This window comes from Arthrobacter halodurans (genome assembly GCF_041877255.1).
In the GTDB taxonomy this organism is placed as follows: Bacteria; Actinomycetota; Actinomycetes; order Actinomycetales; family Micrococcaceae; genus Arthrobacter_N; species Arthrobacter_N halodurans.
Map to the genome: position 1 here is coordinate 167,287 of NZ_JBHDLJ010000001.1, position 15,876 is coordinate 183,162.

At 72.2% G+C, this 15,876-nt stretch carries 10 protein-coding genes; 3 read left to right on the forward strand and 7 right to left on the reverse strand.

Going from position 1 to position 15,876, the window contains the following annotated elements; all coding sequences use genetic code 11:
• The first annotated feature begins 19 nt into the window (after window positions 1-19).
• Window positions 20-2,773, forward strand: a complete 2,754-nt coding sequence (locus tag ACETWP_RS00785) for a glycosyltransferase (RefSeq protein ID WP_373970281.1) — start codon at window positions 20-22, stop codon at window positions 2,771-2,773.
• An 89-nt stretch (window positions 2,774-2,862) separates the two neighbouring features.
• On the opposite strand, the gene ACETWP_RS00790 is transcribed toward ACETWP_RS00785, so the two are convergent.
• Both ACETWP_RS00790 and ACETWP_RS00795 read right to left on the reverse strand, forming a co-directional pair.
• Window positions 2,863-3,288, reverse strand: coding sequence for a hypothetical protein (locus ACETWP_RS00790; protein ID WP_373970282.1), 426 nt, complete (start codon window positions 3,286-3,288; stop codon window positions 2,863-2,865).
• 7 nt (window positions 3,289-3,295) lie between these two features.
• Complete coding sequence (locus ACETWP_RS00795) at window positions 3,296-4,516, reverse strand: glycosyltransferase family 4 protein (RefSeq protein WP_373970283.1); 1,221 nt, start codon at window positions 4,514-4,516, stop codon at window positions 3,296-3,298.
• A 139-nt stretch (window positions 4,517-4,655) separates the two neighbouring features.
• Between ACETWP_RS00795 and wecB the strand changes: the two genes are divergently transcribed.
• Together wecB and ACETWP_RS00805 are read left to right on the forward strand one after the other, a co-directional pair.
• Window positions 4,656-5,816 (forward strand): non-hydrolyzing UDP-N-acetylglucosamine 2-epimerase, encoded by a 1,161-nt coding sequence (gene wecB / locus ACETWP_RS00800; RefSeq protein WP_373970284.1) that lies wholly within the window; start codon window positions 4,656-4,658, stop codon window positions 5,814-5,816.
• A 46-nt stretch (window positions 5,817-5,862) separates the two neighbouring features.
• Window positions 5,863-7,182 (forward strand): UDP-glucose dehydrogenase family protein, encoded by a 1,320-nt coding sequence (locus ACETWP_RS00805; protein ID WP_373970285.1) that lies wholly within the window; start codon window positions 5,863-5,865, stop codon window positions 7,180-7,182.
• A 111-nt stretch (window positions 7,183-7,293) separates the two neighbouring features.
• On the opposite strand, the gene wecC is transcribed toward ACETWP_RS00805, so the two are convergent.
• The 5 genes from wecC to ACETWP_RS00830 all read right to left on the reverse strand — a co-directional run bounded on the left by wecC (window position 7,294) and on the right by ACETWP_RS00830 (window position 15,871).
• On the reverse strand, window positions 7,294-8,541 hold the full coding sequence (gene wecC, locus ACETWP_RS00810; RefSeq protein ID WP_373970286.1) for a UDP-N-acetyl-D-mannosamine dehydrogenase: 1,248 nt from the start codon (window positions 8,539-8,541) through the stop codon (window positions 7,294-7,296).
• Between the two features lie 77 nt (window positions 8,542-8,618).
• Window positions 8,619-10,733 carry an acyltransferase family protein gene (locus tag ACETWP_RS00815; RefSeq protein ID WP_373970287.1) on the reverse strand — a complete coding sequence of 705 codons (2,115 nt, stop codon included), beginning with the start codon at window positions 10,731-10,733 and terminating at the stop codon, window positions 8,619-8,621.
• Between the two features lie 59 nt (window positions 10,734-10,792).
• Window positions 10,793-12,565 (reverse strand): glycosyltransferase family 4 protein, encoded by a 1,773-nt coding sequence (locus ACETWP_RS00820; RefSeq protein WP_373970288.1) that lies wholly within the window; start codon window positions 12,563-12,565, stop codon window positions 10,793-10,795.
• The gene (locus ACETWP_RS00825) at window positions 12,562-14,676 is read right to left on the reverse strand and encodes an acyltransferase family protein (protein ID WP_373970289.1); all 2,115 of its coding nucleotides are present in this window, start codon (window positions 14,674-14,676) and stop codon (window positions 12,562-12,564) included. The genes ACETWP_RS00820 and ACETWP_RS00825 overlap by 4 nt, the downstream gene beginning before the upstream one ends.
• Window positions 14,660-15,871, reverse strand: a complete 1,212-nt coding sequence (locus ACETWP_RS00830) for a glycosyltransferase family 4 protein (RefSeq protein ID WP_373970290.1) — start codon at window positions 15,869-15,871, stop codon at window positions 14,660-14,662. The genes ACETWP_RS00825 and ACETWP_RS00830 overlap by 17 nt, the downstream gene beginning before the upstream one ends.
• Window positions 15,872-15,876: the final 5 nt, after the last annotated feature.

Consider the following 15,876-nt stretch of genomic DNA (forward strand, 5'->3'; position numbering starts at 1 on the left):
CCGAGAGGTGATGTCGCCAGTGCCATCCAACGCTTCGCCGGCCGAGTCCCTGCTCCCGCTCATTGAGCGCCGGCAGCGCGAGCTCCGGGAGATGACGCGGCGGGCGGACGGGCTGCTGGCACGCGGCGGGCCCGCGGGCGCCGGCTCCCCCGGGTCCTTCGCGGCCTACGCCCGGCCGAGCGCGAACCAGTGGCTCCTGTCCGGGGGCAACGTCGACGAGTACCTCGACGCGCTGGCGCCCGAGCTCGACGCGCTCCCGCCCACGAGCTCCGGCCGCGTCTGGACGCCGTCGGGCCGCCGCGTCGGCATCGTCGCCGACCGGTTCATCTACCAGAGCTTCGACGGGCTGGCCGACCTCGTTCCCCTCACCCTGGAGAACTACGCCGAACACCTGGGCGACATCGACGTTCTGCTGGTCGTGTCGACGTGGCGCGGCCTCGACGACTCCTCGTGGTCCGGCGTCGCGACGGCCGGCACGCGGCGCCGCCGCGGCCTCGTGGAGGACCTGATCCCCGCCTACCGCCGCCGGGGCGTGCCGGTGGTGTTCTACTCCAAGGAGGACCCGCCCAACTACGAGCGCTTCCTGCCGATCGCCCGCGAGTGCGACGTCATCCTCACCTCCGCCGCGGAGAAGGTCGAGGACTACGTGCGCGATTGCCCGCGGGCCACCCGCGTGACCCCCCTGAAGTTCGGCGTCAACCCGCTGCACCACTCGCCGATCGGTTCGCGGCCGGGCCGCTCCGACCTCGTCTACTTCGCCGGGTCCTGGCTGCCGCAGAAGTATCCCCGGAGGACGGCCGAGGGGCTCGCGCTCTTCGACGGCATCCTGGCCGCCGGCCGCCGGCTCGGCATCGTCGACCGGCACGCCGACCTCGGCGGGAACGATCCGCGCTACGCCTACCCCCCGGAGCTGCGCGCCTTCACGGGCCGCGCCCGCGGGCACGCCGAGCTCATGAAGCTGCAGCGCATCAGCGACATCGCCGTGAACCTGAACTCGGTGTCCGAGAGCCAGACGATGTTCGCTAACCGCGCGCTGGAGCTGCAGGCCTCGGGCACCCTCGTCCTCAGCACCTACAGCAAGGGCATCAACAGCGACTACCCGCAGGTGCACATCGCCAATTCCCCGATGGACGTCGCGGGCGCACTCGATGCGCTCTCCTTCGAGGACCTCCGCCGGGCACAGGCCGACGGCATCCGCAAGGTCTTCAGCGACGACCACGCCCAGCTGCGCATGAACGACATCCTGCGCGCCGCCGGGTTCGACGTCACCGCGGAGGCTCCCAGGATCGTGGCGGTGGCCCCCGACGCCGACGACGCCCTGCGCTCCGCGATGGCCGCCCAGTCGGTGGGCCCCGTGGAGGTGGTCGACCCCGACGGACTCGCGCGCCTCGAGGCGGACATCGTCCTGCCGCTCTCCGCTGACCTGCGGTACGGCGTGCACTACGCCAAGGACATGGCCGCGGCCTTCGCCTATGCGGACGCCGACGTCGTCGCGAAGTCGATGCTTCCCCTGGCCGGGGCCGACGCCGTGTCGCACCGCTTCCTCGAAGACGGCCGGCAGGCGCTGCACGCCACCGCATGGTGGACCGCAGGCGGGGCCGGCGGCGCGCGGTCCGCGCTCGTCGAGGCGCTCAGCGGTCCCGCCACGCTGGACCTCGCCGCCGTCGGCCGCGCCGGCCTGACCACCTACGGACTGGACGCCTTCGGCGTCGGCCCCGCCGCCATGGCCCCGCCCGAGACGGTCCCGGAGGCGGTGCCCGCCGCGGCCTCCATCGAGGCCGCGCCCCGCCCCGCCGGGCTCACCCTGTCGGTGATCGTGCCGATCTACAACAACGGCGACCACCTCCGCCACAAGGCGTTCGCCAGCCTGCTGCGCTGCTCGGTCTTCGGGCAGATGCACGTGATCCTCGTCGACGACGGCTCCACGGACGGCTCCACCCCGGAGACCATCGCCGAGCTCGAGGCGCGCTACCCGAACGTCTCCTCCTTCCGTTTCCCGCCGGGCGGCTCGGGCAGCGCCTCGCGCCCGCGCAACAAGGGGCTGGAGCTCACCGACACCGAGTTCGTCACGTACCTGGACCCCGACGACGAGATGGTCGAGGACGGCTATGCCGTCATGCTCGAGAAGCTCCGGTCCACGGACGCCGACTTCGTGGTCGGGGACATGGTCCGCTGGGACGACACGCGCGGCGTGGTGCGCAACGTCCGTCGGTTGAAGGAGGTCATGCCCCGCAAACAGGGCCTCCTGATCCCCGATGCCGGGACGCTGGCGCGGCTGCAGTTCAACCCGATCAGCATCGAGGCCGTCGCCGCCCGCACGGAATGGCTCCAGGGGCTCGGCCTGGAGCAGCCGGTCGGCGCCGTCGGCCAGGACACGTTCTTCTTCCAGCAGATGCTGTTCTACGCGCGCAAGGTGGCCACGGTGAACAAGCCCGTGTATGCCTACTACGCGGCCGTGAGCGGCTCCGTGGTCAACGTCGTCTCGCCCCGGTACTTCCGCAAGTACCTCCCCCTGGAGGAGGCCCGCGCGGCGTGGATGGAGGAGGTCGGCCTGATCGAGGACTACCGTCGCCTGCGGCTCGAGTTCTTCTTCAAGAAGTGGTACCTGCGCAAGCTGGCATTCGTCCCCGCCGAGGACTACGACGAGGCGGCCGCCGTCGTCGCCCGCCTGGGCCGGATGTACGGCGATTACGACTGGCAGGATCCGGACGTCCGCGCCTTCTGGCGCGAGATGGACGACCGGGCCCCGCGGGAGTCGGCGGCCCGGGTCTAGGCGGCCCGGCCAGGAGGTCCCGGGGCGCGGGGCCCTTGCCCGCGCGCCGGGGCCCGCGCGCCGGGGCCCGCGCGCCGGGATCCGGCGCGTCAGGAACCGGCGCGCCGGGACCCTTGCAGCTTCTGGACCATCAGCAGCTGCTCGCTGAGCTCCTCGACCAGCTCCCGCTCGCGGGACAGCGCGCTCTTGAGCCGCCGGTTCTCGCTCTTGAGGCGCTCCTGGCGGTCCATCGCCCGGCCCAGGCGCGACCGGAGCCACGCCACCTTCTTCTCGCGTTCGGCCGAGTCGCGGCGGAGGCGCTCCGCCTCCGCCGCGAGGTCCCGCGTGTCCGCGGACCCCTCCGCGTCGTCGGCCCCGGCGTCGGCGCGGCGTTCCAGCCGCGCCATCACCGCCCCGATGCCGCGCAGCATCCGTGCGGTCTGTTCCTCGAGCTCGCGGTAGGCCTGTTCCCAGGCCACCTCGGTCGCCTCGGCGCCGGCGCGTGCCGCGTCGCCCTGCGGTGTTTCGATGTCCATGGTGTTCCTACTCCCCCGCGGTGTGGTGGTCGGTCCCGGCGGCCGCGGCGACGGAGACGGCGCCCGGCCCCCGGAGGAGCTCGAGCTCGGCCGGGCCGACGACGGACTGCGCGCTCTGTGCGCGCACCCGCCGCGCACCGGCCTCGCTGAGGGCCAGGAACTCCTCGGGCGACTCGTACAGGCGCTCGATGGCGTCGGCGATGCCCGCCGCGCTGTCGACTGGGGCCAGCAGCCCGTCGACCCCGTCGGTCACGAACTCGGGAATCGCGTCCACCCGGTGGGTGACGGCGACCAGGCCGGAGGCCATGGCCTCGTCCCGCGACACGCCTTGGGTGTCGTTGCGGCTGGGGACCAGGAAAACGCCGTGCTCGGCGTGCAGCGCCGGGATCTCGGACTGCGGGACGAAGCCGCGCCGCAGGGTGACGTTGGGGAGGTCGGCGAGCCCGGCGGTGAGCTCCTCCCACAGCGGGCCGTCGCCGGCGATCGTGAATGAGAGGTCCCCGAACCACGGCCTGTTGCGCAGGCGCAGGATCGCCTCGACCGCCAGGTCGTTGGCGTACTTCGGCGACGTGAACGGCCGCAGCAACAGGATCCGGAGGCGATCCTCGGCGCTTTTGGGCCGGTACGCGAAGTGCCCGGTGTCCACCATGTTGTGGATGACGCGGGAGCGGGACGGCAGGAAGCCCATGTCGGGACCGAAGACGTGGTCCCGGAACCACCGGGACACGAACACGGCCTCCAGATCCAGCGACGCGTCGTCGAACGCCTCACGGAGCATGCCGCGCACGCGGGTGGTGTAGTCGTGGCGCCCGGACACCCAGTTCTCCAGGGTCTTGGCGTCGCCGATGTAGTTGTACCAGCGGCGGTGCCACCCCTCGGCGCCGTGGCCGTGGAACCAGACGACGGCGGAGGCCTGGTCGGCGACGTCGCGCAGGACGTCGAGGATGCGCGGTGTCAGGTTATGCACGAGGAGGCGGACGACGCCGGCGTCGCGCACCTGCGCGCGCAGCGCGTCGTCGTTGCCGACGGTGACCGGGACGCCCTCGTACTCGTAGGTGGCGACGTCCTCGGACTGCCACGCGGACACGAAGACCCGCACGTCGTGGCCCTGCGCCCGGTAGTACTTCACCCGCGTGTGGATGAAGCCCCGGTCGTAGAGGTCGTCCGGCGAGGGGTACCCCGTGGTGACCACCAGAAACCGGAAAAGCGGGTCGGCAACCTCGGCCATCATGCAGTCCTTCCATCCGCCGTGACAAACTCCAGACCACTATAGGCGCAACCCGGCGGCTGCCGCGGGCGCGGCCCGGCCGGGTTGCGCCTACCCCTTTGATAGGCTCGTTTTTGTTTTCTGAAGGGAGAACCCCACCGTGAGCAATCGGCCACTCGTCGTGCCCATCTTCGGTACGCGGCCGGAGGCCATCAAGATGGCCCCCATCGTCCGCGAGATCATCGAGTCCGAGCTCTTCGACTGCACCACGGTCGTCACCGGGCAGCACCGGGAGATGCTCGACCAGGTGAACGAGCTCTTCGGCATCGTCCCCGACGTCGACCTGAACATCATGCAGCCCCACCAGACCCTCAACGGCGTCCTGACCCGCACCATCGAGGGCCTGGACAAGCTGTTCGAGGAGACCAAGCCGGCGGCCGTGATCGTGCAGGGGGACACCACCACCTCGACCGCCGGGGCGATCGCCGCCTTCTACCGGGGCATCCCCGTGGTCCACGTCGAGGCCGGCCTGCGCTCGTTCAACATCCACTCGCCCTTCCCGGAGGAGGCGAACCGGAAGATCACCTCCCAGGTCGCCGCGCTGCACCTGGCCCCGACCTCCCAGAGCCGGGCCAACCTCGTCCGCGAGGCCGTCGATCCCGCGGACATCGCCGTGACCGGCAACAGCGTGATCGACGCCCTGCTCAGCGTGGCCGAGGAGAAGCTGCCGTTCAGCGACCCGCGGCTCGAGGAGCTCGCCGCGTCCGGCAAGAAGATCCTGCTGGTCACCACGCACCGGCGCGAGAACCAGGGCGAGGCCATGCAGGGCGTCGGGCGGGCCCTCGCGCGCCTCGCCGCGGCCCACCCGGACATCCACATCCTGCTGCCGGCCCACCGCAACCCGGTGGTGCGCGAAGCAATCCTCCCGGCGCTCGAGGGCCTGGAGAACGTCACCGTCACCGAGCCGCTGCCCTACGGCGAGTTCACGCGGGCGCTGGCCCTGTCCAACGTCGTCCTCACCGACTCGGGCGGCGTGCAGGAAGAGGCCCCGTCCCTGGGCAAGCCCGTCCTGGTGATGCGCGACAACACCGAACGGCCGGAGGCCGTCGACGCCGGGACGGTGCGCCTGATCGGCACCGACGAGCAGCGGATCGTCGACGAGGTCACGCGCCTGCTGGAGGACCCGGACTACTACGCGTCGATGGCCAACGCCGTCAACCCGTACGGTGACGGGCGGGCCGCCGTGCGCACCGTGGCCGCGATCGCCCAGCTCCTCGGCATCGGGACGCGCCTGCCGGACTTCGGTTCCCCCGCCTCCTGACCCGCCGCCGGCACGCACCCACCAACCAACGAAAGCGACATACCCAGTGAAGATCTCTGTGATCGGTACGGGCTATCTCGGCGCGACGCATGCCGCCGGAATGGCCGAACTCGGCTTCGACGTCGTCGGCGTCGACGTCGACCCGACCAAAATCGAACGCCTCTCGCGGGGCGAGCTGCCCTTCCACGAACCCGGCCTGCCCGAGATCATCCGCAAGCACGTGGACTCCGGACGGCTGCGCTTCACGACCGACTACGCCGAGGTCGGCGCGTGGGCCGACGTGCACTTCGTCGGCGTGGGCACCCCGCAGATGCCGGGCCAGCACGCCGCCGACATGAAGTACGTCGACGCCGCGGTCCTGTCCCTGGCCGAGCACATCACCCGCGACGCGCTGGTCGTCGGCAAGTCGACGGTTCCCGTCGGCACGGCCCGCCGGCTGCAGGGCCTGCTGCGCGAGAAGGCCCGCGACGGCGTCGACATCTCGCTGGCCTGGAACCCGGAGTTCCTCCGCGAGGGCTTCGCCGTCAAGGACACGCTGGAGCCGGACCGCCTGGTCTTCGGCGTCAACAGCCCCGACGCCGAGCCGACGTTGCGGGCGGTCTACGCCAAGATCCTCGCGACCGGCACCCCGCTGATCGTCACCGACTTCGAGACCGCCGAACTGGTCAAGGTGGCCGCCAACGCGTTCCTCGCCACCAAGATCTCGTTCATCAACGCCTTCTCCGAGGTCACCGAGGCGGTGGGTGGCGACATCCGCACGCTCGCCGACGCCATCGGGCACGACACGCGCATCGGGCGCCGCTTCCTGAACGCGGGCATCGGCTTCGGCGGCGGCTGCCTGCCCAAGGACATCCGCGCCCTGCAGGCGCGCGTCTCCGAGCTGGGCCTGGACCGGAGCATGCGCTTCCTCTCCGAGGTGGACGAGATCAACCTGCGCCGCCGCGAACGGGCCGTGTACCTGGCGAGCAGCATGCTGGGCGGCGAGGTCGCCGACCTGCGCATCTGCGTCCTCGGCGTCGCGTTCAAGCCGGAGAGCGACGACGTGCGCGATTCGCCCGCGCTCGACGTCGCGGCGCGCCTGTACGAGATGGGCGCGGCGGTCAACGTCTACGACCCGGAGGCCAACGCCAACGCCGCCCGCCGCTTCCCGCGGCTCAACTACGTCGGCTCGCTCACCGAGGCGGCCGCGGATGCCGACCTCGTGCTGCTGCTGACGGAGTGGGACGAGTTCAAGGCGCTCACCCCGGAGGATCTGGCTCCCCTGGTCGCGCACCGCCGCCTCATCGACGCGCGCAACGTGGTGGACGGCGACCGGTTCCGGGACGCCGGGTGGGACTTCGCGGCCCTGGGGCAGCGCTACCCGTAGCCCCTCGGCGCCGGCGGGATCCCGCCGGCGCAGCCGCAGGACCGAAAAGGGCGTTGCCGCGACTGCGGCAACGCCCTTCGTGGTCTGCCCCCACCGGGGGGCGACGGGACCCTAGTTCCAGATGCCGCGGGTGTCGACGATGCCCTTGCCGGACAGCCGATCCCGGTCCACGGCGCGGAACTGCTGGTGATCCACCAGCAGCACAACCACTGGCGCGGCCTCCAGCGCCTCGTCCATCGTGGAGAGCACCACGTTCTCCAGGCCGGCCAGCTGCTTCGGGAGCTCGTCCACGTGGGGCTCGACCGTGAGGATCCGGCGGTCCGGGTACCGCGCGGCCAGGCGCGCGACGATGTCCACGGCCGGCGACTCGCGCAGGTCGTCGATGTTCGCCTTGAACGCCAGGCCCAGGGCCGCGATCGGGGCGTCCGCGGCGGCGGAGGCGACGGTCTCGCCGACCTTGTCCATGACCCACGACGGCTTGGCGTCGTTGGTCAGGCGGGCCTGGCGGATCAGCTGGGACTCCTCCGGCGCGCTGGCGACGATGAACCACGGGTCCACCGCGATGCAGTGCCCGCCCACGCCCGGACCGGGCTGCAGGATGTTGACGCGCGGGTGGTGGTTCGCGAGCTTGATGAGCTCCCACACGTTGATCCCGAGGCGGTCGCAGATCACGGACAGCTCGTTGGCGAAGGCGATGTTGACGTCGCGGAAGGAGTTCTCGACCAGCTTGGCCATCTCCGCCGTCGCGTCGTCGGTCAGCAGGATCTCGCCCTGGCAGAAGGTCTGGTACAGGGACCGCGCGGCCTCGGCGGCGCGCGGCGTGGACCCGCCGACGATGCGGTCGTTGGTCACGAGCTCGACCATCACGCGGCCCGGGAGCACGCGCTCCGGGCAGTGGGCGAAGAGCAGGCCCGGGGCTCCCTCGGTGTCCTCGCGCAGGTCGGGGCGCGCGGCGAGGATGACGTCGGCCATGTGCCGGGTGGTGTGCGGGGGCGACGTCGACTCCAGGACAACGAGCTCGTGGCCCTTCAGGCGGGGCGCCAGCGCCTTCGCGGCCGACTCGATGTAGCTGAGGTCCGCCGAGTGGTCCTCCTGGAAGGGGGTGGGGACGGCCACGATGAACGCGTCGGCCTCCGGGGTCTCCTTGGACGCCGAGAGCATTCCGCGGGAGACGGCCTCGGAAACGAACCCGGCCAGGTCGGGCTCGACGAAGGGCACCGTTCCGGCGTTGACCGCGTCGACCGTCCGGTCGCTGACGTCGACACCGTGCACGCGCACGCCCTGCGCCGCGAGGATCGCGGCGGTGGGGAGGCCGATGTAGCCCAGGCCGATCACGGCAACATTCTTGAATTCCGTCATTCTGAAGACACCTAACTAAGTATTGGTCGAGAAACTTGCCACGAACGAGCCCCAGCAACGGCTCCGAGCTACACGCGTCAGTCGATGGCGCCCGCCTTGCGGAGGCTGTCCTCGATCACGGGGCTGAGGTTCGCCGCATACGTGTGCGAAACATGGCTCTTGTCATAGTAGGTGACGATGCCGCCGATCTGCGCGTGGCAGCGGCCGTCCCGGCAGAAGAAGTCCGTGGTCTCGACGTACGTGAAACCCTCGTCGTCCATCGTGTCGGCGGCGTCCCGGATGTTCTGTCCCCACGGGAAGGCCTTGCTCTCGGGCACCGCGCACGCCAGAGGGTCGCGGGGGTGCTCGGCGAGGCACGTCGGCGCGTCCGGGCCGTCGCCGGACTGCAGGCGCGGGATCTCGCCCATGGCCACCACGCGTTTTCCGCTGTCCAGCCAGTCCCTCCACGGGCTGGTGAAGCCCTCGATCTGGGGGTCGTCCGAGGTGAAACCCTCCGAGGAAACGAAGTCGGAGTCCGCCTGGTTGGCCGCGACCACCACGGTGCCGACGGAGTCGTCGGCCGCCACGCGCTGGACGATCTCGCGGTTCGCCTCCGTGCACAGCGTGTTCATCTCCAGGTCCCTGCCGGTCCCGGGGTTCTCGAGCTCGGCGACCGTGGGCGTGCAGCCGCTGCGCGAGTAGACCTTCAGGGTGAGGTTGTTGCGCTGCGCCAGCGGCTCGAGGGCGGGCAGCCAGGCCGTGGCGTGGGAGTCGCCGAAGACCGCGATCGCGCCGTCCGAGGACTCCTCGGGGGCACCGAGCAGGCACTCGCGCACCCCGGTGGTGTCGAACTCGGCCTGGCAGTCCGGGAACAGCGGGTCCTTCGACTGCTCGGCGACCTCGGCCACACTCGGGGAGGGTGCCCCGGATCCCGCCACGGGCTGGCACCCCTCGGGGTTGGCCAGCGCCGCGTAGCCGTAGCAGTCGTCGTCCTGGGACACGGTCGGCCCCTGGGTGGCCAGGGCCACGGACCAGGGAAGCGCCACGGCGAGGGCCGCCACGGCCGCCATGCCGGTCCCGGCCATCGCCAGGGACCGGCGCGTCGGCTTGAGGAACTGGCTGCGGCGGTAGCGGTCCTCGATATGGATCTTGGAGAGCCAGGACAGCAGGATGATCATCGCGATCAGGAGCAGCTTCCCGGCCGCGGTCTCGGCGCCGACCCAGACGAACGGGGCCAGGACCACCACGGGCCAGTGCCAGAGGTAGACCGCATAGGACAGGTCGCCGAGGACGGTCGACGGCTTGAGTGAGAACCACCAGTAGACCCCGGACACCGGGGACCGGCCTCCGGCCACGAGCAGCGCGACGGTGCCGGCGATCGGGAGGAGGGCGGCATAGCCCGGGAAGGGGGTCGCCGAGGAGTAGAGGACGGCGGAGGCGAGGACGGCGGCCAGGCCGGCCCAGCCGAGCACGTTGCCGGCGCGGCCGGTGAACTGCCGGCCCTGGAGCACCAGCGCGGCCAAGGCGCCGGCCGCGAACTCCCAGATGCGCGTCGGGGTCACGAAGTAGGCCTGCGCCTGGTCGTAGGCGGTGAACCACAGCGAGTACGCCAGCGAGGCGGCGCCGATGAGCAGGAGGAACGTGATCATCAGCCGTCGCAGGCGGCCGGCCGTGGGCACCCCGCGGCGGGCGGCCAGCCAGACGACCGCGAAGAGGAAGAGGGGCCAGACGACGTAGAACTGCTCCTCGACCGACAGCGACCAGAAGTGCTGCACGGCCGTGGCCGCGTCGTCCATCGCCGAGTAGTCCACGGCGTCCCCCGCCAGCACCCAGTTCTCCACATACAGGGCGGAGGCGACGATCTGCCGGGACGTGGTGGCCCACTGCGTCGACGGAAGGACCGCGACGGCGGCGACCGCCGTCACGCCCAGCACGAGGAAGCTGAGCGGCAGGAGTCGCCTGATCCTCCGCGCCCAGAACGCGCCGAGGTCCAGCCGTCCGTTATTGACGATGTCGCGGTAGATGTGGGCGGTGATGAGGTAGCCCGAGATGACGAAGAAGATGTCGACGCCGACGAATCCGCCGGTCAGCCGGTGCGGCCAGAAGTGGTACACGACCACCAGGAGGACGGCGAGGGCGCGCAGGCCCTGGATCTCCGGCTGATAGGAGTTCTTGGCCGGGGCGGACGGTCGGCTGGTCGTTGCTTGTGACACGGAAACAAGGTCCTCGGATTTCTCAAGGTGTGCGTTCGGGCCTGATGTGCGAGGCGTTTTCACCGGGGCGGGGCCTTCGCTGCCGCTATACGATCGTACAGTGCGGAGTATTTCCGCGCGTTGGCAGCCCAGGTCCGCTCCGCCACCGCCCAGGCCCGCCCGGCGGCCCCGAGCCGCCGCGCGAGCGCGGAATCGGAGATCAGCCGCTCGATGCCGGCGGCGAGGGCCGCGGGGTCCCCCGGGGCGACCAGCAGCCCGTTCTCCCCGTCGCGCACCAGTTCCGCGAGGGCCGGGAGGTCGCTGGCGACCACGGGTCGCCCGGAGGCCGCTGCCTCCACGGGCTTCAGCGGCGTCACGGACCTCGTGACGTCGAGGTCCTTGCGGGGGACGACGAACACCTCGAGGGCCTGGTGGTAGATGCTGGCCCGCTCGCGCGGCACGCGTCCGGCGAAAACGACGCGGTCGGCCACGCCGAGGCGCTCGGCCTGCCGCCGGAGCGCGGGCAGGGCGACCCCGTCCCCCGCCAGCAGCAGCCGCAGGTCCGCGTGGCGCGGCGCGAGCAGCGCGAAGGCCGCCACCAGGTCGTCGAGTCCCTCGTAGGCGACGATGCTGCTCACCGTGCCCACGTAGCGGTGGCCCGCGTCCAGGCCAGCCAGCTTACGGGCGTCCGCGGCGCCGCGCGGCTCCTTCAGGAAGTCCTCGCCGACCGCGTTGGGGCACAGCACGATTCTTCCGGCCTCGACGCCCTGGGCCACCAGCTGGTCCCGCATGGCTTCGCCCAGCGTCACGACCGCGTCGGCGGCGCGGGCGCTCTCCGCCTCGCGTTCGCGGAACAGGCGGTAGCGCTCGCTGCCCCGGACGGCGTCGGGGCGGGTCGACGCCCAGGTGTCCGCCAGCTGGCCGCGCACCTCGTAGACCCACGGAATCCCGTAGGCCTCGGCGACGGCGCGGACCGCCACGGCGTTGACGAAATGGGTGGTGGTGTGCAGGACGGCCGGACGGTGCTCCAGGACGGCGGCGGCGAGCAACGCGGTTTGCTGCTGCAGCCCGGACTCGAAACCCGCGTCCAGCCGCGGCGGCAGCAGCCGCAGGTAGCGGATGCCGTCCACCACGTCCTCGGCGGCGGCGAAGGGCTTGCCCACCTGCACCGGGTAGCCGAGGCGAGTGACCGCCAGCGGCGCGCGCCCCGCCGCGCGGAGCGCGACCAGAATGGAATGCGTGCGCTGCGCGTAGCCGCTCCCGGTGTGCGGAAGGGAATTGGTCACGAAGTGGAGAACCCGCCCCGGCTCGGCACGGTAGTCCGGACGGGGGTCCACGCGGGGAACCGCGCCGCGGAAGACCCTGGCCTCGCTCTCCCACCGCCGCCTCAGCCGCGCGGCGGCGCCGCCGTGTCCTTCGAGGCACCGCAGCGCCCCGCTCATGTCCCCCAGGTGCCAGGCGAGGCGGGCGCGCGCGATGTCGGCACGGGGGTCTCCGGCCGGCGCACGTCGCAGCAGGGCCTCGGCCGTGTCGACGGCGCCCGCGGCGGTGGCCACGTCGGCGAGCCGTGCGGCGCGCCGGGGCGCGATGCCGCCCGCCGCGGCCCGTTCGAGGGCCTGCGCCGCGGCGTCGGAGTCGCCGCCCACGATGCGCGCCACGGCGCCCGCCACCGAGTCGTCGCGGCGGACCGCGCGGCCGACGACGGCCACGGCCCCGTCGCGCAGGCCCCGGGGCAGGCGCCGCGCTGTCTGCAGCGCGAACGTCGTCGGGTCCTCGGTGAGGTGCTGGAGCGCGGTGGAGACGGTGAGACGGAGGTTCCGCGCGACGTGGACCCCCGTCCCGGCCGCGGTCACGGCCGTGGCTCCGGGCTCAGCGCGTCCCACGCCCGGCCGAAGGCCGGCGCCAGCGCCTCGGCATACGCCGCGCTGACGTGTCCGGCGTCGGAGTAGACGATCACGGAACCGATCTGCGCGTGGCACCGGCTCTCGTCGCAGAACTCGTCGGTGAGATCCAGGTAGGACACGCCCTCCAGGTCGGCGGCGCGGTAGGCCTCGGTCAGGTTTCGCGCACGGGGCCAGGCGTCGGCGCGCGCCACGGAACACGCCGCGGGGTCGTCCGCGTTGACGGACAGGCAGGTCGGGGCCTCCTCCGCCATCCGCGGCGTCTCCGCGATCACGACGACGCGCTTGCCCGCCGCGGTCAACCGTTCCCACCAGACGGCGAATCCGTCCACTCCGGGGTCCACGACGCCGCGGCCCGGGTCGGCGGTGAAGTCGCGGTTGGTCTGGCTGGCCGCGACGAACACCGTCTCCAGATCCTCGTCCGCGACCCACGCGTCGACCGTGTTGCGCACGGACCGCGCGCAGAGCGCGTTCTCCTCGTTGCGCTTCGCGTCCTGCGTGGGGGCCACCTCGGCGACTGACGGCGTGCAACGAGCCCGGATGCTGGTCTCCAGCCGCCATCCGCGCTCGCTGGCGACGCCTTCGAGGGTGGGGATCCACCGCGTGGCGTAGGAGTCGCCGATCAGGCCGACCGTGGCCCCGCCGCCTGCCGCGCCCAACTCACACGGCCGGTTGGACTCCTCGGTGACCGGTGTCTGGCACTCGATGTTCGGGTGGTCGGCCGCCTCGGACACGAGCTCCTCGGGCGCCGGGTCCGGGGCGCCCGTGCCGGTCGCGCCGCCGCACTCAGCGGGGTTGGCGAGGGCGGCGGGGCCGTAGCAGGCGTCCGCCGCGCCGACGGCGGGACGGTCGTCGGCCGCGCGGTACAGGCGGGGGGCCAGCGCGACGGCGACGATGAGCAGCACGATGCCGGCGGCCATGAAGCCGTAGGCGCGGCGATTGGTGCCGATGCCGGGCCCGCGCCGGAACGGGTCCTCGACGGCGATCTTCGAGACCCACGCCAGCGCGACGCTCAGCAGCAACACGCCGATCTTGGCCTCCCACCCCCAGCCGTCGCCGAGGACGAACGGGGCGGCCACGATGAGCGGCCAGTGCCACAGGTAGATGCCGTAGGACAGGTCGCCGAGGACGATCATCGGCCGGCGGGACAGCCAGTGGTGGCTTCCCGCGCGGCCGCCGGCCGCGTTGCTGGCCAGCAGCAGCGCGGTCCCTGCGACGGGAAGAAGCGCCGCGTGGCCGGGGAACGCCGTCGTCTCGTCGTACAGCCAGGCGGAGGCGAGAATCGCCGCCAGTCCCGCCCAGCCTGCCATCTGCGCGGGGAGGCCCCGGAGCCTGCGGTCCGCCAGGCCCACCGCGACCAGCGCGCCGGCCACGAACTCCCACATGCGCGTGGGCGTCGCGAAGTAGGCCTCGGCGGGACTGTACCGCGTCATCAGGATCGACGTTGCGAAAGACAGCACGCCGACGACGACGAGGCCCACCACGAAGACGCGCCGTGTCCCGCGGGCGCCGGATGCCCGGCGGCCGGCGAGCAGCAGCAGACCCGCCAGGAGCAGGGGCCAGACGACATAGAACTGTTCCTCGACGGACAGCGACCAGAAGTGCTGGGCCACGGTGGGCCGGTTGCCCTCCGCCGAGTAGGCCACCGAGTCGCCGGCCAGGGCCCAGTTCTGGACGTAGAGGGCGCTGGCGATGATCTGGCGCCCGGTGTCCGCCCAGAGCGTCCGGGGCACGACCGCCAGTGTCAGGGCCAGGCTGGCGCCGAGCACCACGAAGGACAGCGGCAGCAGGCGGCGGATGCGGCGGGCCCAGAACCTCAGCAGGTCGATGCGGCCGTTCCGGAGCACGTCGCGGTAGAGGTGCGACGTGATGAGGAAACCGGAGACGACGAAGAAGACGTCGACCCCGACGTAGCCTCCCCCGAGGCGGTTCGGCCACAGGTGGTAGACCACCACCACCAGGACCGCGACCGCGCGCAAGCCCTGGATCTCGGCCTGGAAGCCGCCGGTGCGGACGCCGCCGCGCGCCGTGCCGGGACGCGTTTCCTCAGCGACCGTGGACATGGGTCTTCTCCTCCACTAGTTCGGCCACGAGGCGCACGTACTCGCGGCCCAGGTTGTCGAGGCTGGCGTGTTCGGTCACCCAGTCCCGCGCCCGCGAGTTGCGCGTGAGTCGCTCCGGGGCGGCGGAAAGCTCGCGCCAGAGCCGCGCGATGGCCTCGGGCTCCGCCGCGACGACGTCCGCGCTCCCGGACTCGTTGAGCAGGCGCGCCGCCTCCCCGCGCAGGACCGCGGTCAGGTGCCGGCCGGTCGACATGAGCTCGTAGGACTTCGACGGGACCGTCCACTCGAAGCTGGGCCAGTCGGGCCTGAGCGACACGACGCAGGTGTCCGCCCACGCGTACTGCTCGTCCACGCCGCGCCCGTGCACGGGGTCGAGGAATTCGATCCCCGCTCCGCACCGCTCGGACAGGGCGCGCAGCGACGGCTTCATCGTCCCGGTGCCCACAAAACGGACCTGGACGGCGCCGCGGGCCAGCGCGGCCGCGCGGACCACGGTCTCCAGTCCCTGGCTCTCGCCGTGGTTGCCCAGATAGAGCACCCGCAGGGGGCCGCCGTGCGCGGCCCGCGGCGGCACGCGGGGCAGCAGCGCCGGCACCACGCCGTTGGGTATCGTGGCGGCGCGGCGCACGCCGCGGGACACCAGCAGGTCGCGGAAGCCCGCCGTGACCGTGACCACGAGGTCCGCGCGGCGCTGCAGTGAGCTCATGACGGCTTCGAAGGCGCGCACGCGACGGCGCGGTGCGGCGGCGGATTCCCGGGCGAGGTCGGGCCAGGCGTCGCGCATCTCGACGACCAGGGGGCGCCGGCGCAGCCGGGCCACCATCCACCCGGCGACGATGTTGGGCAGGCTGGGGACGGTGACGATGACGACGTCGGGCCGCGGCGCGGCCAGTGCGCGCGGGACGGTCAGTGCCGCGGTTCCGCTGTGTCGGACGAGGCGGCCCAGCCGCGTTTCGTTCAGGCGCAGGCCCGGCAGCCGGTGGACGGTCTCGCCGTGGGGTCCCTCCTGGGCGCCGAAGGCCCGCGGTGCCGGCGAGGCACCGGCGTGGGCCGGGGTAACGGCGGGATCCGGGGAGGGCGCGACGACGTCGACCTCGCAGCCCGCGCGGCGGAAGGCCTTGACGAACGCGTCCCAGCGCCGCTGCGGCGGTGTGGTCTCGGGCCAGTACGAATGCGTGACAAGCAGGACTCGCATGCGCC